Raw genomic sequence first — 21,357 nt, forward strand, 5'->3', positions numbered from 1 at the left:
AAGGAATAAGATTATGATTTGTAAGCTTTCACTAGATTCATTAAATGAGTATTTTCTTCTGTCGTACCAATCGAAATTCTTAAAGAATTATCGCAAAGTTTTACTTTAGAGCGGTCACGAACGATGGTTTTTTGCTCAATTAAATAATCAAAAACTGCTTTTGCATCTTGAAATTTAACCAACAGAAAATTAGCATCCGATGGAAAAATCTTTTCAACGATTGATAATTCAGATAATGATTCTGCCAATAGCTTACGGTTATTGTTCAGCGTATTAACGGAATTTACCACAAAATCAGTATTAGCAATATTTTCAATTAATAATTTTTGTGTCAAACCATTAATGTTATATGGATATTTAATCTTATTCAAAAGCTTGATTAATTCCTCATTGGCAAAAGCCATTCCCAATCTTAAAGCCGCTAAACCCCAAGCTTTTGAGAACGTTTGAAGTACCATTACATTCGGGAAATTATCTAATTCAGGAATGAAAGATGGCTCATCTGAAAAATCATTGTAAGCTTCATCAATAATTACCAAACCATGCTCAAAATTATCAATGATGGTTAAAATTGCTTCACGATTGATAATATTCCCAGTTGGGTTGTTCGGCGAACAAATGAAAATCAATTTCGTTTTTGGATTGATAGCTTCAATAATCGCATCAACATCCAATTGATAATCTTCCGTCAAATCAATCTTCTGAACCTGAACATTATTCACCGAAGCACTTACTTCATACATTCCGTAAGTTGGCGGAAGGATAATAATATTATCTTCTTTGGGTTCGCAAGTCAATCTAATAATTAAATCAATCGGTTCGTCAGAGCCATTTCCTAAGAATATTTGCGTTGGGCGGCAGCCTTTGATTGGTGCAATTTTTTCTTTAATGGCAGCTTGATATGGGTCTGGGTATCTGTTCCAGTTTTCAGGCGTTGCCGAACCAATTGGGTTTTCATTTGCATCTAAAAAAATCCCTTCTTTACCTGTATATTCATCACGAGCAGAAGAGTAAGGAGCAAGACTAAGAATATGTTTACGAACGATACTTTGTAAGTTGAAAGTCATAATTAAATAATTTACATTCTAATTTTCACTGCATTAGCATGAGCATCTAATGACTCCGCTTCTGCCATTTCAATAATTGTTTTTCCGAGGTTTTGAATGCCTTCTTTGGTAATATGCTGAACTGTTATTTTCTTTACGAAGCTATCTAAACTTACACCAGAATAAGCTCTTGCATAACCATTTGTTGGCAAAGTATGGTTTGTACCTGAAGCATAGTCACCAGCAGATTCAGGTGTGTAATTTCCTAAGAAAATTGAGCCTGCTTGGTAAATTTTTTCTGATACTTCTTCCGCATTTTCTATGGATAAAATCAAGTGTTCGGCAGCGTAATCGTTCAAAAGGGCTAAAGCTATCTGCTGATTTTCTACCAAAATAGCCTGGCTATTTTCAAGTGCTTTTGAAGCAAATTCTGCTCTTGGTAAAACCGCTAATTGTGTTTCAAGTTCTTCGTTTACTGCTTCAATCATTTTTTCAGAAGTTGAAACTAGTAATACTTGTGAGTCAACACCATGTTCTGCTTGTGATAATAAATCTGCCGCCACAAAAGCTGGATTGGCAGAATCATCTGCATAAACGGCTACTTCTGATGGACCAGCAGGCATATCAATCGCAATTCCTTCTTTGTTAACCAACATTTTGGCAGCAGTAACATACTGATTTCCTGGGCCAAAAATTTTATATACTTGTGGAACAGTTTCTGTGCCATAAGCCATCGCTGCGATGGCCTGAGCACCACCAATTCTATAAATTTTGGTGATTCCACAAAGCGAAGCTGCGTACAAAATTGCTGGATGGTTTGATGGCGTACATAAAACTACTTCTCTACAACCAGCAATTTGTGCTGGAATGCCTAACATCAAAACGGTTGAAAATAATGGTGCTGTTCCACCAGGAATATATACCCCAACTTTATCAATTCCGACTGTTTTTCGCCAACAAGTAACACCCGACATCGTTTCAATTTTTTCAGGAGTACTCTTTTGAGCTTCATGAAATTTATGGATGTTCTTGTATGCTTGATGTATCGCTTGTTTTAAATCTTCTGAAAGTAATGATGCTGCCTCTTCAATTGCTGTAGAAGGCATTTCAATAGATTCTAAATGGACTTTATCGAAGCTCAAAGCAAAATCACGAAGAGCAATATCGCCTTCTGTTTTTACTCTATACAAGATGGGTGCAACACGCTGTTCAATCACAGCAATATCCTGTGTAGGGCGTGTTAATAAGGCTTTATAATCGGATTGTTTGGGATATTTTATAATTTTCATGGAAACTAATAAATCATTTTTTCAATTGGCATTACTAAAATACCTTCAGCACCTGCCTCACGTAATTTTTCAATATTTTGCCAAAAGTCATTTTCGTTAATTACTGAACTCATTGCCGACCAGCCTTCTTGTGCCAAAGGAATCACCGATGGTGATTGCATTCCTGGCAATAATTTACTGATGGCTTGTATGTTTTCATTTTTGGTATTCAGCACTACATACTTGTTATTTTTTGCTCTTTGAACAGCGTCAATTCTAAATAAAATTTGTTTTAGAATATCTTGTTTTTCAGCCGACATGGTTGGACAACCAATCATAATTGCTTCCGAACGGAAAATCACTTCTACTTCTTTAAGACCATTACTCAATAAAGTACCGCCAGACGAAACAATATCACAAACAGCATGAGCTAAACCAATACTTGGTGCAATTTCTACTGAACCTGATATTTCGTGAATATGAGAAGTAACGCCATTATCTTTTAGGTAGTTTCCTAAAATAATTGGATATGAAGTAGCAATGTCTTTTCCTTCTAAATCTTCAATACCATTATAAGCATCACTTCTTGGAATAGCAATTGATAATCTGCATTTTGAAAAGCCCAATAATTTCACTTCTGAAACATTTTTATTGCTCTCTACATGAACATTTTGTCCGACAATACCAATATCCGCAACGCCATCTTCTACATAGCCGGGAATATCGTCGTCTCTAAGAAACAAAAATTCTGCTGGGAAGTTTGAAGAAGTTGCTTTTAACTTTCCTGCACCATTATCAAACTTGATTCCGCATTCCTTAAAAAGATTGAGGGAATCCTCACTTAAGCGTCCAGATTTCTGAACGGCAATTCTTAAATTTTGAGTCACTTGTCAGTTATTTATTAGTCCACGATACTAAGATTTCCTAAAATGATTAATGACGATTGTTTTTGTCTATTTAGGTAAATCGCTAGCGGACTGCAAAATTACGCAATCCAATTTAGGTTTTGACGGCTTTTTCGTAAATTGTCAAGAAATCATTGATATTTATTAATCAACAAATTCAATTATGAAAAAACTTCTCTTGTGGCTACTTCTAATACCTGTTTGTAGTTATGCCCAAAAAACTGAATCTCCTTATCCTTTTTCTGTTGCTCAAGACAGCGCTTACATCCGTGAAAATTATCAGAAAATGGAATTTATGGTTCAAATGCGTGACGGAATCAAGCTTTTCACACAAGTTTATGCTCCCAAAGACCAAAGTAAAAAGTATCCAATCTTGATGCAAAGAACACCTTATACTTGCTCGCCGTACGGAACCGATAAGTATAAAAAGAGAATCGGTCCAAATCCGTTTATGTTGAGAAATAATTACATCGTTGTCTATCAAGATGTAAGAGGAAGATGGGCTTCAGAGGGAAAATTTGTCGAAATGACACCTCATCTTGATATAAAGAAAGCTAAAACTGATATTGACGAATCTACAGATACTTATGATACTATTGATTGGCTGATTAAAAATATTACAAATAACAATGGGAAAGTTGGTCAATGGGGAATTTCTTATCCTGGCTTTTTTACCTCTGCTGGTGCAGTCTCAGAACATCCCGCTTTGAAGGCTTCTTCACCCCAGGCACCAATGGCTGACCTTTGGAGAGATGATGCTTTTCATAACGGAGCGTTTATGATTGCCGCTAATTTTGGTTTTTATAATTTCTTTCAGGAGCAAACCAAACCAACGATTACTCGCCCGCCTGCATATTTCCAAAACAACAATCCAGATGGTTATGATTTTTACTTGAATGAAGTTAAAACGACTAAAAATTCTGAAGACGGTTTTTATAAAGGTAGAAACGTTTATTATCATGAAAATTTTGAACATCCAGACTACGATGAACACTGGAAAAAAAGAAATATTCTCCCACACTTAAAAGGCATCAAACACGCTGTAATGGTAGTGGGAGGCTGGTATGATGAGCAAGATTTATTTGGAACATTCAATACTTATAAAGCCATTGAAAAACAGAATCCGAATATCAAAAATATTTTTGTGGTTGGTCCTTGGGTTCATGGAGGATGGGCTGGTTCATCTGGACAAATGCTTGCTGATGTAGATTTTGGTTCAAAAGTATCGCCATATTATCAAGAAAACATTGAAGCTAAATTTTTCAATCATTACTTAATTGATGATTCAAAACCACTTGATTTACCAGAAGCAACACTTTTTGAAACGGGAACAAACAAATGGCGTTCGTTTGATACTTATCCAGCAAAAGGAACAAAAGAGAAAAATCTATATTTTCATGCAAATGGTAAATTATCTTTTAATGCACCAACAAATGAAAAGTCGTTCTCTGATTATATTTCAGACCCAAATCGTCCTGTTCCTTTTTCTTCTAAAATCAATGATGGGTTTTCAGCAGATTATATGGTAGAAGACCAACGCTTTGCTTACGCTCGTCCTGATGTTTTATCGTTTTCAACAGATGTTTTAGAGAACGATATTACACTTTCAGGTGAAATCAAAGCGATGTTAAAAGTAGCTACTTCTGGAACAGATGCAGATTGGGTTGTAAAAGTAATCGATGTTTATCCAGTAGATGCTCCAGAGCATCCAAAAAGACCAGAAGTAATTTATGGAAATTATCAACAATTAGTACGTTCTGAAATTTTCAGAGGGAAATACCGTGATGATATTTCAAAGCCAAAACCTTTTGTGCCAAACCAAGTAACGAGTGTAAATATAGAATTGCAAGATGTTTTACACACCTTTAAGAAAGGTCATAAAATTATGGTGCAAATTCAAAGCTCATGCTTCCCTTTTGCTGACAGAAATCCGCAAAAGTTTATGGATATTTTTAAAGCTGAAGAAAAAGATTACCAAAAAGCTACCCAGAAAGTTTTTCATCAAAAATCAGCAGCAAGTTCTCTGAAAGTGGGAATTTTGGAGTAACTCCTAAAAACATATAAGTATATATACTTAAACCAAAAAGCCTTAGTATTCCTGAAATACTAAGGCTTTTTATTGGAAAGGGCTATAAACAAAAAAAGCAGACTTACAAAGACTGCTTTTTTGAATTACACTTCATCAACAAACTAAAAACCAAATAAAACTACTTGATATCTTGTAGTCAATCTGATAATCTGAGAATAAAGGTAATAATAAAATTGTGCTTTGACAAAAATTTATCCTCAAAATATATCAAATAATTGGCTGTAGGAGAAGGATTCGAACCTCCACGGTGTGATTAGGTAAAGTACAAAGTCTGGTGGTCAACCCCAGTCCATCTTGCGATGGGCATTACACTTACTTTATTTCATGTTCACCACCCCCGAGACAGGAGGGTACGTCTGCCAAATTTCATCACCCTACAGTGTGGTTGTCTTTGTTTCTTTTAACTTGACAATGCAAAGTTAGGACAGCTTTTATTATTTTGCAAATTTTACATAAAAAAAACTCAATATTTACATTATACACAATTATATAGTGAATTTATTTAAAATTTGTTAATAATTTCTTTTCAAAAGAGTTGTTTTTTGTAAAATTTTAAATTTTATTTGAGTCTAAATACTTATGTTATGGAAAAGAATGTCGAAATCGACGAAACCGATTTGAAAATTTTAGGACTTTTGATGCAAGATGCCACCATGCCTTACACAGAAATTGGTAAAAAAATCAATGTTTCGGGCGGAACTGTTCATGTAAGAATGGGGAAAATGGAGCAAGCTGGTATTGTTAAAGGTTCACAATTGGTAATAGATCATACCAAGTTGGGTTGGGACATTGCTGCCTTTTTAGGTATTTATTTAGATAAAAGTTCATTGTATGCAGAAGTTGCCGAACAACTTATCAAAATTCCAGAAGTAGTAAGTATTAATTACACAACAGGTATTTATTCGATTTTTGCTAAAATTGTTTGTCGTGATACTGTTCATTTAAGAGAAGTACTTCATGATAAAATTCAAAAAGTACAGGGAATTCAAAGAACAGAAACCTTTATTTCTTTAGAGGAAAGTATTAATCGTTCAGTGCCTTTTAGCTATAAAGGTTAAATTTTTAACACTTTCTGAATAGCCTTTTTAGAAAAAATCTAAACAGGCGAACTATTCTTCGTTTTTTTGGCTTATTTTTGTAGGATAATTACTACCTAAAGCAATGGCAAAAGAAGAAATTGATATATTAGAGGAAGTTACCTCCTCGGAGTACAAATATGGTTTTCAAAGTCACTTCGAAACTGACGAAGTGCCAGCAGGTTTGAGTGAAGACGTAATCAGATTGATTTCAACAAAAAAGAATGAACCAGAATGGATGCTTGATTTAAGACTAAGTGCTTATCGTACTTGGTTGACGATGGAAGAACCAAAATGGTCTAACGTTCATTACAAACCAGTTGATTATCAGTCAATCAAATATTATTCAGCTCCTAAGCAAGCTAAAGTACTGGAATCTTTAGATGATATTGACCCAGAACTACGTGCTACTTTTGAGAAATTAGGTATTTCATTGAACGAACAGAAACGTTTATCAAATGTTGCTGTCGATGCAGTTATTGACTCCGTTTCAGTTGCAACTACTTTTAAAGGCGATTTAGCGAAAAGAGGTATTATCTTCTGCTCAATGTCTGAAGCGATTCAAGATCATCCAGAATTAATCAAAAAATATTTAGGTTCAGTTGTACCAGTGAAAGATAATTTCTTTTCTGCGTTAAATGCCGCTGTATTTACTGATGGTTCTTTCTGTTATATTCCAAAAGGTGTTCGTTGCCCAATGGAACTTTCTACATATTTCCGTATTAATGCCGCAGGAACTGGACAGTTTGAACGTACGTTGATTGTTGCTGATGCAGGATCTTATGTGAGTTACTTAGAAGGTTGTACAGCACCTCAGCGTGATGAAAACCAATTACACGCAGCGGTAGTTGAAATTTTTGCTCACGAAAATGCTGAAGTAAAATACTCTACTGTACAAAACTGGTATCCGGGCGACAAAGAAGGAAAAGGAGGAATTTACAACTTCGTAACGAAACGTGGTATTTGCGACGGAGCTAATTCTAAAATTTCTTGGACACAAGTAGAAACTGGTTCAGCCATTACTTGGAAATATCCTTCTGTTATTTTAAAAGGAGATAATTCTATCGGTGAATTCTATTCTGTTGCAGTTACTAACAATATGCAACAAGCTGATACTGGTACTAAGATGGTTCATATCGGTAAGAATACTAAATCAAGAATTGTTTCTAAAGGTATTTCAGCTGGTAAATCTCATAATTCATATCGTGGTTTAGTAGAAGTTATGAAACGTGCAGATAATGCTCGTAACTTCTCGCAATGTGATTCTTTATTAATGGGCGACCGTTGTGGAGCACATACTTTCCCATACATTGAAGTAAAAAATAAAACTGCTACTGTAGAACACGAAGCGACAACTTCAAAAATCGGTGAAGACCAATTATTCTACTGTAACCAACGTGGTATTTCTACTGAAGCAGCTGTAGCATTAATTGTAAACGGTTATGCTAAAGAAGTGTTAAATCAATTACCAATGGAGTTTGCTGTTGAAGCACAAAAATTGCTGGCAGTATCATTAGAAGGTTCGGTTGGATAGATTCAAAAATGGATTTTATCATTCAAGAAAAGGCTACTATGAAAATGGTAGCCTTTTTTATATCCTCTACTTTCTTAATAGTATTACTTGTTTTAGTGGCAAAACTCTAGTTGGTTACCCTAGAAAGGATTAGGTTATTTTTTGCTTTTAATTATCTTTGTTAAGTATCAACATTCATCAATAATCCTTCTTATTTATATGAAACTATTTTTGTTAAGTATTTTCCATGTCCTTACTTTATCAAAAACACCCGATTCTCTTGACAATAAAGCAAAACAAATACAGTTTCAAAAGTATGTTGAAGGCTTAGCCAATACTCCTTTTATGGCAAATGGAATGATAGGAGTAAGTATTAAATCAGTGACAACGAATAAAGTATTGGTCAGCTATAATACACAAAAAAGCCTCGCTCCTGCTTCGACTTTAAAATTGATTTCTTCCGCTACGGCATTATCTACTTTAGGTGAAAATTATACTTATGCTACTCAATTGAATTATAGTGGACAAATTGCGGATTCGGTATTGACTGGCGATATTATTATCAAAGGTTCAGGTGACCCTTCACTAGGTTCTTGGCGTATCGAAAAACAAATGGATTATAAAACTTTATTTGATTCTTGGATACAAAAAGTAAAAGCTTTAGGAATAAAAGAAATTAAAGGAAGAGTATTTGCCGATGCTAGCCTTTTTGAAGAAAATGCTTTACCTGATACTTGGATTTGGACAGACATGGGCAATTATTATGGTGCTGGTGCTTATGGTTTAAACATTCATGAAAATCTATATTACGCTGTTTTTAAACCTTCACATTATTTAGGGGAAGCAACTTTGGTAAAAACAATTCCAGACCTTCCCTATTATCAAAAAAACAATAAAGTATTAACTGATAAACCTAGAACTGGCGACCAAGTAAATATTTACAGTACTCCTTATCAAGATATTTTGGTGATGCAAGGCTTTGTTCCTGCTGGTGATTCCTTTTCGGTAAAAGGTTCTATTCCTGATCCTGCTTTATTTGCGGCTTATTACTTACAAAAGAAGTTAGTGGAAAATGGCATCAAAGTACAAGATAGTCCGCTTTCGTCTTTGGAAGTAAGTAAAAAGAAAATGGTTTATCAAACACCTTTACAAACCATGAATATTGCCGTATATACCTCGCCATCACTTGGAGAACTTGCAAAAGCTTGTAATTACCAGAGTATCAATCTCTATGCAGAAGCTTTTCTGAAAACATTTTCGGTAATTTCATCTTTTGGAAATTCTACTAAAGATGCTGTAAAAGGCTTAAAACAAATTTGGCAAAGTAAAGGGGTTAATCTAACGGGTTTTAACATCAAAGATGGTAGCGGACTTTCACCTTCCAATAGCATTACGGCAGATAATATGACAGATATTTTAAAAGTGATGTACTCAGAAAAGTCATTTAAAGCCTTTTATGAATCAATACCAGTAGTTGGTGAATCGGGTACAGTGGCACATTTAGGAAAGAAATCGAAAGCGGTTGGGAATGTCAGAGCAAAAAGTGGTTCAATAGAAGGCGTTAGAGCTTATGCTGGATACTTTACTGCACAAAATGGAGAATTGATGTGTTTCTCATTCATGCTTAATAAATACAATTCAGATTTTGGTTCTGCGACAAAAGAACTTGAAAAATTGATGACGATGATGGTGGAGTTGTGAATATTCAATTGTGAGTTAGTGAATTGTGATTGAGTGAATTTTGCATTACTGATATTAAAAGAAAAATCCGTTATCAATTAATTGCTTGTCCAAACAGATAACAATTAATTGATAACGGATTTTTTAATAAAATGCTTAGTCTAACTTCAAAACAGCCATAAATGCTTCTTGAGGAATTTCTACGTTTCCTACTTGACGCATTCTTTTCTTACCTTTTTTCTGTTTCTCTAATAATTTTCTTTTACGAGAAATATCACCACCATAACATTTTGCGGTTACGTCTTTTCTTAAAGCTTTCACCGTTTCACGAGCAATGATTTTTTGTCCGATTGCCGCTTGAATCGCAATGTCAAATTGCTGTCTTGGTAATAGTTCACGTAATTTTTCACAAAGACGTTTTCCCCATTCATAGGCTTTATCACGGTGAACGATTGCCGAAAGTGCATCTACTTTTTCACCATTCAACATTACGTCCAATTTCACCATTTCTCCTTCTTGATAGCCTTTGTATTCATAATCCAAAGAAGCATAACCACGAGAAATCGTTTTTAATTTATCGAAGAAATCGAATACTACTTCTGAAAGTGGTAAATCGAATTGTAATTCAACTCTATCAGAAGTTAAATAAATTTGGTTTGAAAGTACGCCACGTTTATCCAAACACAATTTCATAATACCACCAACATAATCAGATTTCGTAATGATTTGTGCTTTGATGATTGGTTCTTCAACATGGTCAATCAAGTTAGGTTCTGGCAATTCAGAAGGAGCAGAAACCCAAAGTTCTTCGCCATTCGTTAATTTAACATTGAATTTCACAGAAGGAACTGTTGTAATTACCGTCATGTTAAATTCACGTTCTAAACGTTCTTGAACGATTTCCATGTGTAGCATTCCTAAGAAACCGCAGCGAAAACCAAAGCCTAATGCCATTGAAGTTTCTGGTTCCCAAACAAGGGAAGCATCATTCAACTGCAATTTGCCCATGGCATCACGCAAATCTTCAAATTCAGTCGTTTCTACTGGATAAATTCCTGCAAAAACCATTGGTTTTACTTCTTCAAAACCATGAATAGAATCTTTACAAGGACGGTCACGATGCGTAATCGTATCCCCTACTTTTACTTCTTTTGCTTCTTTGATACCCGAAATCAAATAACCTACGTCACCAGCTTTGATGGATAATCTTGGTTCTTTTTCTAAACGTAAAGTACCGATTTCATCTGCAAAATATTCTTTACCTGTAGCGATGAATTTTACTTTATCTCCTTTTTTGATTTCACCATTGAATACTCTAAACATAACTTCGATACCACGGTATGAATTAAATTCAGAGTCAAAAATTAAAGCTTGTAATTCAGCAGCGGGGTCGCCTTTCGGAGCAGGGATTCTTTCAACAACGGCAATCAAAATATCTTCAATACCAATGCCTTCTTTACCAGAAGCATGAATGATAGAATCACGCTCACAACCTAATAAGTCAACAATTTGGTCTTTTACTTCTTCTGGCATCGCTCCCGGAAGGTCGATTTTATTCAAAACAGGAATGATTTCTAAGTCATGTCCTAAAGCTAAGAAAAGGTTAGAAATTGTTTGTGCTTCAATTCCTTGAGCTGCATCTACAATTAACAAAGCACCCTCACAAGCAGCAATTGAGCGTGAAACCTCATAAGAAAAGTCCACGTGACCGGGCGTATCAATCAAATTAAATACATATTCTTCTCCTTTATAAGGAAAATTCATTTGTATTGCATGTGATTTGATAGTAATACCACGCTCTCTTTCCAAGTCCATGTCGTCCAATAACTGAGCTTGCATATCCCGTTTCTGTACGGTATTTGTAAATTCAATCAATCGGTCAGCGAGCGTACTCTTTCCGTGGTCAATGTGGGCAATAATACAAAAGTTACGTATGTTTTTCACGTTATTTATTTTACGGTATTGATTTATTTCAAGTTGCTGTATAACTTACCAGTTCTAATACAGGATTTACTTATACTTCTTGCAAAATTACGTCCTTAACTTTGAAAAAGATAATAAGTAATTAGAAAAGAGATAAGAATAAAGGTCGATATGGCTATATTTTATCTAAACTAAACAAAAATTCATTTAAACTTCATTACCGCCATGAAATTAACCCCTGAAGTTTACCCCATCGTTGAGTACCTGAGCAAATTCGTGGTACTGTCTGAAAGGGAGGTAAAATCATTCGTTAGTAAGTTACAATACAAAACCTGCAAGAAAGGAGATATTCTGCTAAAAGAAGGTGATGTTTGTAATGAAATTTATTTTATTCTGCAAGGAACGCTGAGAGCTTATACCAAAGTAGATGGTGAACAAAATAGAACCTTCAATTTCGCTTTTGATGGAACTGTCTTCACTGAACAAGTAAGTTTTGCGTCTCAACAACCTTCAACGGATTATTTAGATGCCCTCGAAGATTGTAAGTTATTGTACATCACGCATGAGCGTTTACAATGGCTTTTCGACAAATTCCACGGTTGGGAACGAGCGGGGAGACTCATTAATCAATTTTATTTTTGCGATGAAAGAAATAGAGTACGTTCTTTTATGCTCGATGACGCCACATTGCGCTACAAGAAATTACTGATTGAATTCCCAGCAGTAGAGAAGAAAATCCCTCAGCATATTATTGCTTCTTATCTCAACATCACACCACAATCGTTGAGTAGATTGAAGAAAGGACTTTAGAAGTTTATGAGTTGAAAGTATATGAGTTAAAGGTTTATGAGTTGACGATTTATGAGTTGAAAGTCTATGAGTTGAAAGTATATGAGTTAAAGGTTTATGAGTTAAAGGTTTATGAGTTGAAAGTTTTTGAGTTAAAAGTTTTTGAGTCGAAAGTATATTAGTTTAAAGTATATGAGTTAAAGGTTTATGAGTTAAAGGTTTATGAGTTAAAGGTATATGAGTTGAAAGTATATGAGTTAAAGGTTTATGAGATTAAGAAGTAAGCTCAAATCTACTACAAACTTGGAACTTTTAACTAATAAACCATCAACTCATAGACTTTAAACTCATAAACTAATAGATTTTAGACTCATAAACTTTAAACTCATAAACTCACAAAGAAACCACCCATTGCATCATCAAACCCGTCAAGTAACCACAATAAGTACCAAGAGCATAGCCCAGAATAGCCAATAAAACACCCACAGAAGCCAATGAAGGATGAAATGCTGCCGCAACTACCGAGGCAGAGGCTGCTCCGCCTACATTTGCCTGCGAGCCTACCGCTGTAAAAAAGTAGGGAGCTTTGGTTAAATAGGCAGCTATTAAAGTAAAGCTGGCATGAAACATCATCCAGATAATTCCTACTAAAAAAAGCTGTGGTTTTTCTAAAGCTGCAAAAATGTCCATTTTCATGCCGATGGTGGCAATGAGGATAAACAAGAATATGGTGCCAAATTTTGATGCTCCTACATCTTCAATTTGTTTTGCTTTGGTTTGAGAGAGGAGTAATCCAAAAATAGTTACTAAGGAAATCACCCAAAAAGAAGAGGAAGTAAGACTAAACTTTTTGAGATTTGGATAATTGTTTTCAATAAAAGGAACAATCATATCTGAACAAGCGTGAGCGATAGCTGTTGCTCCAAAACCAATAAATAGAATTTTTAAAATGTCTTCTACATTTGGATTTCGGGCATTTTCTTTAGCTCTTTTTTCAATTTTCTGGCGTACTTCATCTACTGTACTCGTGTCTGCTCGAAAGAATTTATCAATTTTTGTAGCGTGACCAACGCCATACAATAATAAAGCTAACCAAAGTTCTGCCGTCAGTACATCAACGGCAATGGCTTGAGAGAAAATCTCTGCTGAAGGATTAAAAACTTCTCTTAAAGCCGTCTGATTGGCACTTCCTCCAATCCAACTGCCTGCGATGGTTGCCAAACCTCGCCAAGTTTCTCCCGAAACTGTTTCTGGACTAATCATCTTTACAATCCAAAGTGAAGCTGGCCCGCCAACCATTATGCCCAAAGCTCCTGCTAAAAAAACAATAATGGCTTTACCGCCCAATTGCTTCAATGCTTGAAAATCAATATTAATGGTAAAGTACAAAAGACAAGCTGGCAATAAGTATTTAGAGGCAACATCGTATAATTTAGAGTTTTCACCATCCACAATATGAAAAGCATTCAATAAACCAGGAACGAAATAACAAACTAAAATACTGGGAAAGAAAGTATAGAAACGTTTCCAAAAACGATTCTCTAATGAAGAAGTATAAAAGGTAAAATAAATAATACCAAGCAGTATTCCAAAGATAACAGCGTCGTTTGTAATAAATGTTTGTTGCATGATGAGGGATTATGATAAACAAATTTACAGGCTTTTTGTAATTTGCAATAAGATTTAGAAGAAAGAGACAAGAAGCAAGAGAAAAGACGCAAGAGTTGAGATATAAGATGCAAGATAAAAGACGCAAAAAGTGAGACATTAGACATAAGAGAAAATAATACGTAAAAAGTAAACATTTTAATAATGGTAAAATAAGGGATAGTGTCTTGCCGTGGTTTGTGTCTCACAAACCACCAGCCGAAATGTTCAGTGGACACACTGAACCTGACATTTGACATGATTTTGATAAAAGTGACAAGCACTAAACAAAAGATAGAGTGTCTGTCATTTCTTTTGAAATGCTATTCTAAACCTTTTTCTCTTTTGTCTTTTGTCTTGCTTCTTTCATCTAAATAAATCCGAAATCCGACATCTGAAACCCGAAATCAAAAAAAATGCAAAGCCCGAAATTTAAAATATATTCTTCTTCTGCTGGTTCTGGAAAAACCTATACTTTGGCAAAGGAGTACATCAAATTAGCCCTTAAAACTACTTCGCCTTATTATTTCAACCATATTTTGGCAGTGACTTTTACCAATAAAGCCGCTGGTGAAATGAAAGAAAGAATCTTGAAATACTTGCATCAATTTGCTTCTGATGATTTACAAGACCGCAAAGATTCTGAATTACTTTTAAAGCAAATTTTGGAGGAATTGCAAGAAGAAGGCATTGAAATAGATGAGGAAGAATTGCGTGCAAGAGCGTCTAAGACTTTTAAACATATCATTCACGAGTATGCCAATTTCTCTGTTTCTACGATAGATTCATTTGTTCAGAAAATTGTGTCGGCTTTTACGGAAGACTTAGACTTTCCTTTCAATTTTGAAGTAAATCTTGATGCGGAAGTACTCTTGGATGCGGCTGTTGAGCAATTATTGCAAAAAGTAAATACAGAACACTTCGAGCAAATTACTTTAGCGATTAAAAGCTTTGCGATGGAAAAAGCGGATGAAGGAAAATCATGGAATGGTTTGGCTGGAGAATTGGCTGGTTTTGGAAAAAACCTTTTGTATGACCAACATCAAAAGGCTATCGACAATATTGCAAATTTAGAAGCAGAGGATTTCCTGCAAATAGAAAAACAAACGAAGGCTTATTGCGAATATGTAGAAACTAAAATCAAAACTATCTCACAAATAGCTTTAGAAAGTATAGATTCGGCTGGCGTAACGATTGGCGATTTCTTCCAAAGTCGTTCGGGTGTGGGAGTTTATTTCCATAAATTACAAAATGATGTCTTTGCCTCGCCAAATTCTTATGTGATGAAAGCCGTTGAGGAAAATCAATGGTATTCTAAAACACAAAAAGGAGGAATTAAGGCGGCGATTGATAGTATTGCGGATGAGTTAAGTATTTATTTAACTAATATTTTTTCTATTCAGGAGACAGAAAAATCAAAATATATACTCTTCAAAGAGATTCTTAAACAGACAAAAAAATTAGCTTTGTTGAGTCAATTGAAAAAGGAAATTGCCGCCATTCAAAATGAAACGGGACAAATTCATATTTCAGAATTTAACCGCAAAATTTTTGAAATTGTGATGAAAGAACCCATTCCTTTTGTCTATGAGCGTTTGGGCGAAAAATATAATCATATTCTGATTGATGAATTTCAAGATACTTCTACGCTACAATGGCATAATTTCTTGCCTTTGGTAGAAAACGCTTTAGCAAACGGACATTTCAATTTAGCCGTGGGCGATGCCAAGCAATCTATTTATCGTTTCAGAGGTGGCGAAATGGAATTGATTGTGCATTTACACAAAAACAATTTAGAAAGATTGGTGGAAGGAAACGAAGAAAATGATTTCTTGACAGAAAGATATGCCAGCATTCGTCCATACTTAAAGCCCGAAAACCTAAGTACCAATTACAGAAGTACTAAAGAGGTTATCACTTTTAATAACGATTTGTTTGGTTTTATTAAAGCTTCTGGCGAAAACGAGAGTATTGCCCCAAGCCTTTCTTTTGTTTATGATGAATTCTTTGCTCAACAAGTACCGCCAAAACCCAAAGAAGGCGGTCATGTAGAAATTGATTTTTTACAAGGAGAAGTAGAAGATGAAATCATGTTCGAGCGTATCATGGCAATTATTGATGAAGTACGTGATGCAGGTTACAATTACTCAGACATTGCTATTTTATGTAGAAAAAATAAGCATGGACGCATCGTAGCGAATGCTTTGAAAGAAAATAATATCGACGTTGTTTCTTCGGATTCTCTAAATTTAAGTGCTTCTGATGCCGTCAATTTGGTGATTTCTTTGATGAAAGTCGTGCAAAATCCAGAAAATACTTTGTCTAAGTACGAAGCCATTTATTTATTCTACCGAGTAGTTTTACATAGAATCCCCGATACACAAGATAATCACTTTATCAAAGAAGCCATCGAGTCTGGCGATATTGCTTTGTTTTATGAATTGATAGAAGACGAAGGCTACGCTTTAGCTTCTTTTGATTTACAGCAAATGGCTTTGTATGAAATTGCCGAAAAGATTATCAATACTTTCTTTCTTTTTGAACATCATAAAGAATTAGATTTCCTCTTTCGCTTTTTGGATGTTATCCTTGAGTTTCAGACCAAGAAAAGTACGCACCTTACCGATTTCTTGCAATTTTGGGAAACTAAAAAAGAAACACTTTCTATTTCTACGCCCGAAGGACAAGAAGCCGTAAATGTAATGAGTATTCACAAGTCTAAAGGTTTAGAGTTCCCTGTGGTAATTATTCCTTATTGTCACTGGACGACAGATACAGGACTAAGAACAGAAATTTGGGCAAATTTACCGATAGAAGACGAGCTAAGGATTGTCAGTCAATCTTCGGAAAAAGCAGATAAAATTTTACAAAATGCTCCTTTAAAAGTAGCAAAAGCTTTAGAACAAACAGCCGTAGTAAAGCAATATAAAGAAGAAAAAGAAAAGACTTTTTTAGAAAGTTTGAATATGCTTTATGTGGGACTTACTCGCCCAACAGATAGATTGTATTTAATTGTAAAGAAAAATATCAAAGATTTTAACAAAACCGTTGGTAATCAATTGTATCAATTTATCAATTGTCCGCCGATTGCAGAAGACGAAAACCATTTTGAAATCATTTATCAAGGAGAAGCCAAAAAGCAAAAAGATAAAAAAGAAAAAGTAAAGGATTTGATAGAAATCAGTGCTATCACCAGTTTTGAAAGAAGCAATAAAGTAAAACTCAGACAAAGTGCTGAACGCCTTTTTGACTTAAAAACTTTTGAAAAAAGTAAAGATTATGGTAATAAAGTCCATGCAGCTTTTGCGAAAATCAAGACATATCATGATACTGATTATGCTTTACAAGAGATTTTACGAGAAGGTTTGATAACAGCTTCGGAAGTAGCAGGATTAAAGCATACTTTAGAAAATATTATGAGCTTGCCAGCCATCAAACCACTTTTTGAAGTAGCAGAAGAAGCCATTAAAAACGAAAGAGAGATTTTGATGCCCAAAGGCAAGCCATTGCGTCCGGATAGAGTAGTCAGATTCAAAGATAAAATCGTGATTTTGGATTATAAAACAGGTTCAAAATCAGATTCACACAAAACACAAGTGCGACAATACATGAATATCTATCGAGCGATGGGTCATGCCAAAGTAGAAGGAATATTAGTGTATTTAGAAGAAAAAGCAAAAGATGAGCAGGTGGTGGAAGTGGATTGATGGGATAATCCTTGGGGTTGCCGAAAAGGAGTACAGTCTTCCGCATTTAGTGTTGGAGCATCCGCAAAAGGAATATAGGCTTACGCATTTAGTGTTGGAGCATCCGCAAAAGGAATATAGGCTTACGCATTTAGTGTTGGAGCATCCGCAAAAAGAATATAGGCTTCCGCATTTAGTGTTAGAGCATCCGCAAAAAGAATATAGGCTTACGCATTTAGTATTAGAGCATCCGCAAAAAGAATATAGGCTTACGAATTTAGTGTTAGAGCATCCGCTTAGAGAATATAGGCTTACTCTCGGAGAATGTAACCACCTTCTCGGAGAATGTAACCACCTCATCAAAGAGCATAAAGACATTAGCCCTTATTTTGTGTAAGTTGTTTTGTCCCATCCCAAAACAAATAAAAAGAATATTCGTTACATACTCAATACTACATCTAACTCATTAAATAAGAGGTAAAAGATGTGTGTTATCAATAAATCTACCAACTCCAAAATCTTTTACATTCATGAAAAAACTAATCTTATTCTTCATTTTAGCCACCACTTCTATTACTGCTCTCGCACAAAAACCAACAATGAAACCTTTCCGTTTGGAGGGTACAATATTAAATTCTGATACTATTAAAGAAGTTAATATTTCTATATTTTGGGAACATACAATTTCTTCTGAAAAAGCAAAAGTCATCAATCAAAAATTTGTTTTTGAAGGTGGATTAGAACATCCAACTTTAGCCCTTATTTCAACTGATATGATACGCCAAGAATTTGGGGTTTGGTTGGTTAATGATACGATTCAAGTTGACTTTGAAGTAAAAAAGCGAAAAACAGGTTCTTTGTATTTACATACTAAAAAAGTTAGTGGAAGCCAAGAATCAATAGACTTTACCACTCGAATTGCCCCCAGAAATGCCATGCAAAGTAAAAAATTCTCTGATGCTCAAAGAAAGAAGATGGTATTTCAATTCCTTGAAAAATATGTAAATGAGCATAAGGATTCATATTTATCTTTGCAAAATCTTTCAAACGAAATTAGTTTTGGAGGATGTGATTTATCCAGTATAGAAGATTTGTATGAGAAGCTCTCCGAAGAAGTAAAACTATCTGACAGTGGTAAATACTTTAAGAAGAAACTTGCTAAGTACAGAAAGAACACAGTTGGTAATCGAATTCCAAACATTAAAATCCCCAACCAAACAGGTGATTCAGTCATGCTTAGTTCGCTAATAAAAGGTAAAACCATTATTAGTTTTTGGGCTTCATGGTGTGGGCCTTGTAGAGAAAAACATAAAGACATGGTTAAAAATCAAAAACTTTTTGAAGATAAATCTATCAAAATTATTGGTATTTCTTTGGATGATGACCAACAAAAATGGTTAAAGGCTATCAAAACCGATAATATTAACTGGTGGACAAATCTTTCGGATTTAAAAGGAGGATTTGATAGTAAAACAGCACAAATTTTTAAAATAACAAGCGTTCCATTTATGATTTTAGTGGATGATAAAATGAGGATTCTGGAGAATGACTACCAAAGTATCTTGGTTAATCTAAGAAAACAAGTCTATAAATAATCCATGATTCTTATTTTAGGATAAAGAAGGAATTGGTATAAACAAAAATGCTTAGAAAATGTGATAACTTCATTTTCTAAGCATTTTTGTTTTGATGTTGATAATACTATTTCAAACTCGTTTCCCCAGTAGCCTTAGTCGCTTCTTTTTTCAATTTATCATTGGCAACAATGGCAAATTCTACTCTTCTATTTTGTTCTCTGCCCGACTCTAAAGTGTTGTCTGCCACAGCATCTTTTTCTCCATAACCAAGTACTGTTAAACGACTTTTTGAAACATTGTTTGCCTTCAATATTGCCGCAACAGCGTCTGCTCTTTGCTGAGATAATTTCATATTATAAGCTTCTGTTCCTACATTATCAGTATGCCCAGCTACTAAAATCTCTGTATCAGGATATTGCTTTAATGTTTCTGAAAATTTAATTAAATTTTCGTTGACAGTTGGATTAATTTTAGAGGAATTAAAATCAAATAAAACACCTGACTTCATTGTAATTTTGATACCCTCTCCTACTCTTTCTACATCAGCTACAACCTCTAAATCCTTCTTGAGTTTTTCTGCTTGCTTATCCATGTATTTTCCTACGAATGTACCAGCAATACCGCCAACTGCTGAACCAACAATTGCATAAATAGCAGGATTATTGGATTTTCTACCAATAACTGCACCCATTGCAGCACCAGTGCCAACACCAATGATAGTACCTCGTTGTGTATTGTTTAATTTTTTGAATGAATTGCAAGAATAGAAATTGGTGCTAATTAATATTACAAGTAATACTACTTTACTCGTAATATTCACTAAAAAGGAATTCGTTTTCATAATATGAATAATTTGAGTAAATGAGAAGTAAAAGATTTCAAGAAAGGTGTCACAACATCTTGTTATGACACCTTTAATTAACCTTTGAATAGTGATTTTTATACTGGCAATCGGTTTTCTAAAACTTCATGTTCAGCTTTTCCATCATGTTCTGATTGCTTCAATGATTGAATAATTTTCAAGGATTCAGCAATAGAAGACATTTGTGACGTCAATAATTGGGTTAAATCTGGCGAAGCTTGTACTTTATCTAAAACCAAAACAGCTTCGTAAGCTTCAAGGGTATCTTTATCACCAAATTCACTGGCATTAAGAATCAATTCACGATTATTAGAAATGATAGAAGCTTTGAAATCTACCCAAATTTGATGAGCCTTGCCAATTAGCGTACTTGACTTTGCAGGTTCTCCACCAAACTTCACCACGTGTTCAGTCAGTAATGTAGCAAAATACTCGCTTTCGTTCAACATTCCATGAAAAAGGTTTTTCAAATCACCTCCATCCATATTTTGTTCCGCTTTCTTATAATTTTCTATACGATTGTAATTAATCTCAATCAGCTCATTAAGTGCCTTCAAGAGAACATCATATTGATTTTGCATTATTAAAGGATAAAACCAGTTGTAATTAAAACTCCCGATTCTGTTTAGATGGTTGAATGAATTTCGATATTGAAAAACCTTATTCATCAAAGTGCTTTTTTTACCTTCTCTTTTATTTCTTCAAACTTATCCGCTGCTTTTTCCGCTAAATCTAAAGCGGCCAATTTTGCTTCATCAATTTTCTCTGTCGCTTCTGCTTTCAATACTTCTGCTTTTTTAGCGAAGGTTTCAGCTTTGTGTTTAGCTGCTTCTTTCTCGATTTGCTCTTTTGTAGTTTCCATAATTCAATTATTTAAGGATTTATAATAAAGTTTATTTAACAGTGTCTGATTTATTTAAAATTAATGTGTCTTGTGGGGTTACTTTTCCCATATTATGTTGACCTTCATTGTCAGAAGTAGCCCAGTATCCTCCTACTATTGAAATAAGCATCAAAGCCATTCCAATCAAAACCGTGTAGAGAATCATATTCCCTGCTTTTGTTCTTTTTTGTACTTTCAATTCAGAACGCATTTCTTTATCTACTTTATTCGCTCTCTCCATGTCATTGTTGTTTATAGGTTTACAATCAAGCACTTAAAAGATTTATACCAGTAACAAATAGCTAAAAATTAAGCGTACAATTGAGCAAATAGCTCTACAAGATGGGCGACAGAATTATAATAAATGATGAATAATCAACATCTTGAAGTAAATACTTGGAGCTTTCGGATAT

General features: G+C 34.6%; 17 protein-coding genes. 8 read left to right on the forward strand and 9 right to left on the reverse strand.

Annotated elements, in window-relative coordinates; all coding sequences use genetic code 11:
• Positions 1-11: 11 nt before the first annotated feature.
• From hisC to hisG, 3 genes are read right to left on the reverse strand one after another with little or no spacing between them, the layout of a single operon-like run.
• Positions 12-1,067, reverse strand: coding sequence for a histidinol-phosphate transaminase (hisC, locus tag HNP25_RS08715; RefSeq protein WP_184133362.1), 1,056 nt, complete (start codon positions 1,065-1,067; stop codon positions 12-14).
• 11 nt (positions 1,068-1,078) lie between these two features.
• A complete protein-coding gene (hisD, locus tag HNP25_RS08720; RefSeq protein ID WP_184133364.1) occupies positions 1,079-2,335 on the reverse strand; it encodes a histidinol dehydrogenase in 1,257 nt (418 codons plus the stop codon).
• A gap of 5 nt (positions 2,336-2,340) precedes the next feature.
• Positions 2,341-3,201, reverse strand: coding sequence for an ATP phosphoribosyltransferase (gene hisG, locus HNP25_RS08725; RefSeq protein WP_184133366.1), 861 nt, complete (start codon positions 3,199-3,201; stop codon positions 2,341-2,343).
• A gap of 181 nt (positions 3,202-3,382) precedes the next feature.
• Here hisG and HNP25_RS08730 point away from each other — a divergent pair, with 181 nt between their 5' ends.
• The 4 genes from HNP25_RS08730 to dacB all read left to right on the forward strand — a co-directional run bounded on the left by HNP25_RS08730 (position 3,383) and on the right by dacB (position 9,598).
• Positions 3,383-5,266 (forward strand): CocE/NonD family hydrolase, encoded by a 1,884-nt coding sequence (locus HNP25_RS08730; RefSeq protein WP_184133368.1) that lies wholly within the window; start codon positions 3,383-3,385, stop codon positions 5,264-5,266.
• 626 nt (positions 5,267-5,892) lie between these two features.
• Positions 5,893-6,366, forward strand: coding sequence for an Lrp/AsnC ligand binding domain-containing protein (locus HNP25_RS08735; protein WP_184133370.1), 474 nt, complete (start codon positions 5,893-5,895; stop codon positions 6,364-6,366).
• Positions 6,367-6,469: 103 nt separating this feature from the next.
• Positions 6,470-7,918, forward strand: coding sequence for a Fe-S cluster assembly protein SufB (gene sufB / locus HNP25_RS08740; RefSeq protein ID WP_184133372.1), 1,449 nt, complete (start codon positions 6,470-6,472; stop codon positions 7,916-7,918).
• Positions 7,919-8,116: 198 nt separating this feature from the next.
• Positions 8,117-9,598, forward strand: a complete 1,482-nt coding sequence (gene dacB / locus HNP25_RS08745; RefSeq protein WP_184133374.1) for a D-alanyl-D-alanine carboxypeptidase/D-alanyl-D-alanine endopeptidase — start codon at positions 8,117-8,119, stop codon at positions 9,596-9,598.
• A gap of 135 nt (positions 9,599-9,733) precedes the next feature.
• On the opposite strand, the gene lepA is transcribed toward dacB, so the two are convergent.
• Positions 9,734-11,521 (reverse strand): translation elongation factor 4, encoded by a 1,788-nt coding sequence (gene lepA / locus HNP25_RS08750; protein WP_184133376.1) that lies wholly within the window; start codon positions 11,519-11,521, stop codon positions 9,734-9,736.
• Positions 11,522-11,725: 204 nt separating this feature from the next.
• On the opposite strand from lepA, the gene HNP25_RS08755 reads away from it, so the two are divergent.
• The gene (locus tag HNP25_RS08755) at positions 11,726-12,310 is read left to right on the forward strand and encodes a Crp/Fnr family transcriptional regulator (RefSeq protein WP_184133378.1); all 585 of its coding nucleotides are present in this window, start codon (positions 11,726-11,728) and stop codon (positions 12,308-12,310) included.
• A gap of 372 nt (positions 12,311-12,682) precedes the next feature.
• Here HNP25_RS08755 and HNP25_RS08760 read toward each other — a convergent pair whose 3' ends face one another.
• A complete protein-coding gene (locus tag HNP25_RS08760) occupies positions 12,683-13,918 on the reverse strand; it encodes a DUF819 family protein (protein WP_184133380.1) in 1,236 nt (411 codons plus the stop codon).
• A gap of 434 nt (positions 13,919-14,352) precedes the next feature.
• On the opposite strand from HNP25_RS08760, the gene HNP25_RS08765 reads away from it, so the two are divergent.
• The 3 genes from HNP25_RS08765 to HNP25_RS08775 all read left to right on the forward strand — a co-directional run bounded on the left by HNP25_RS08765 (position 14,353) and on the right by HNP25_RS08775 (position 19,217).
• Positions 14,353-17,643, forward strand: a complete 3,291-nt coding sequence (locus HNP25_RS08765; protein ID WP_184133382.1) for a UvrD-helicase domain-containing protein — start codon at positions 14,353-14,355, stop codon at positions 17,641-17,643.
• On the forward strand, positions 17,618-18,019 hold the full coding sequence (locus HNP25_RS08770; protein WP_184133384.1) for a hypothetical protein: 402 nt from the start codon (positions 17,618-17,620) through the stop codon (positions 18,017-18,019). The genes HNP25_RS08765 and HNP25_RS08770 overlap by 26 nt, the downstream gene beginning before the upstream one ends.
• 133 nt (positions 18,020-18,152) lie before the next feature.
• Positions 18,153-19,217 carry a TlpA disulfide reductase family protein gene (locus tag HNP25_RS08775; RefSeq protein ID WP_184133386.1) on the forward strand — a complete coding sequence of 355 codons (1,065 nt, stop codon included), beginning with the start codon at positions 18,153-18,155 and terminating at the stop codon, positions 19,215-19,217.
• Between the two features lie 106 nt (positions 19,218-19,323).
• Here the strand turns inward: HNP25_RS08775 and HNP25_RS08780 are convergent, their stop codons facing one another.
• The 4 genes from HNP25_RS08780 to HNP25_RS08795 all read right to left on the reverse strand — a co-directional run bounded on the left by HNP25_RS08780 (position 19,324) and on the right by HNP25_RS08795 (position 21,185).
• Complete coding sequence (locus HNP25_RS08780; protein WP_184133388.1) at positions 19,324-20,040, reverse strand: YiaD family glycine zipper/OmpA-like lipoprotein; 717 nt, start codon at positions 20,038-20,040, stop codon at positions 19,324-19,326.
• Positions 20,041-20,138: 98 nt separating this feature from the next.
• Positions 20,139-20,642: a PA2169 family four-helix-bundle protein gene (locus tag HNP25_RS08785; RefSeq protein ID WP_184133390.1), complete on the reverse strand. Its 504-nt coding sequence runs from the start codon at positions 20,640-20,642 to the stop codon at positions 20,139-20,141.
• An 86-nt stretch (positions 20,643-20,728) separates the two neighbouring features.
• Complete coding sequence (locus HNP25_RS08790) at positions 20,729-20,923, reverse strand: hypothetical protein (RefSeq protein ID WP_184133392.1); 195 nt, start codon at positions 20,921-20,923, stop codon at positions 20,729-20,731.
• 31 nt (positions 20,924-20,954) lie between these two features.
• Positions 20,955-21,185 carry a hypothetical protein gene (locus HNP25_RS08795; RefSeq protein WP_184133394.1) on the reverse strand — a complete coding sequence of 77 codons (231 nt, stop codon included), beginning with the start codon at positions 21,183-21,185 and terminating at the stop codon, positions 20,955-20,957.
• Positions 21,186-21,357: the final 172 nt, after the last annotated feature.

Origin of the sequence: Arcicella rosea, assembly GCF_014204325.1 — a bacterium.
Taxonomy (GTDB): Bacteria; Bacteroidota; Bacteroidia; order Cytophagales; family Spirosomataceae; genus Arcicella; species Arcicella rosea_A.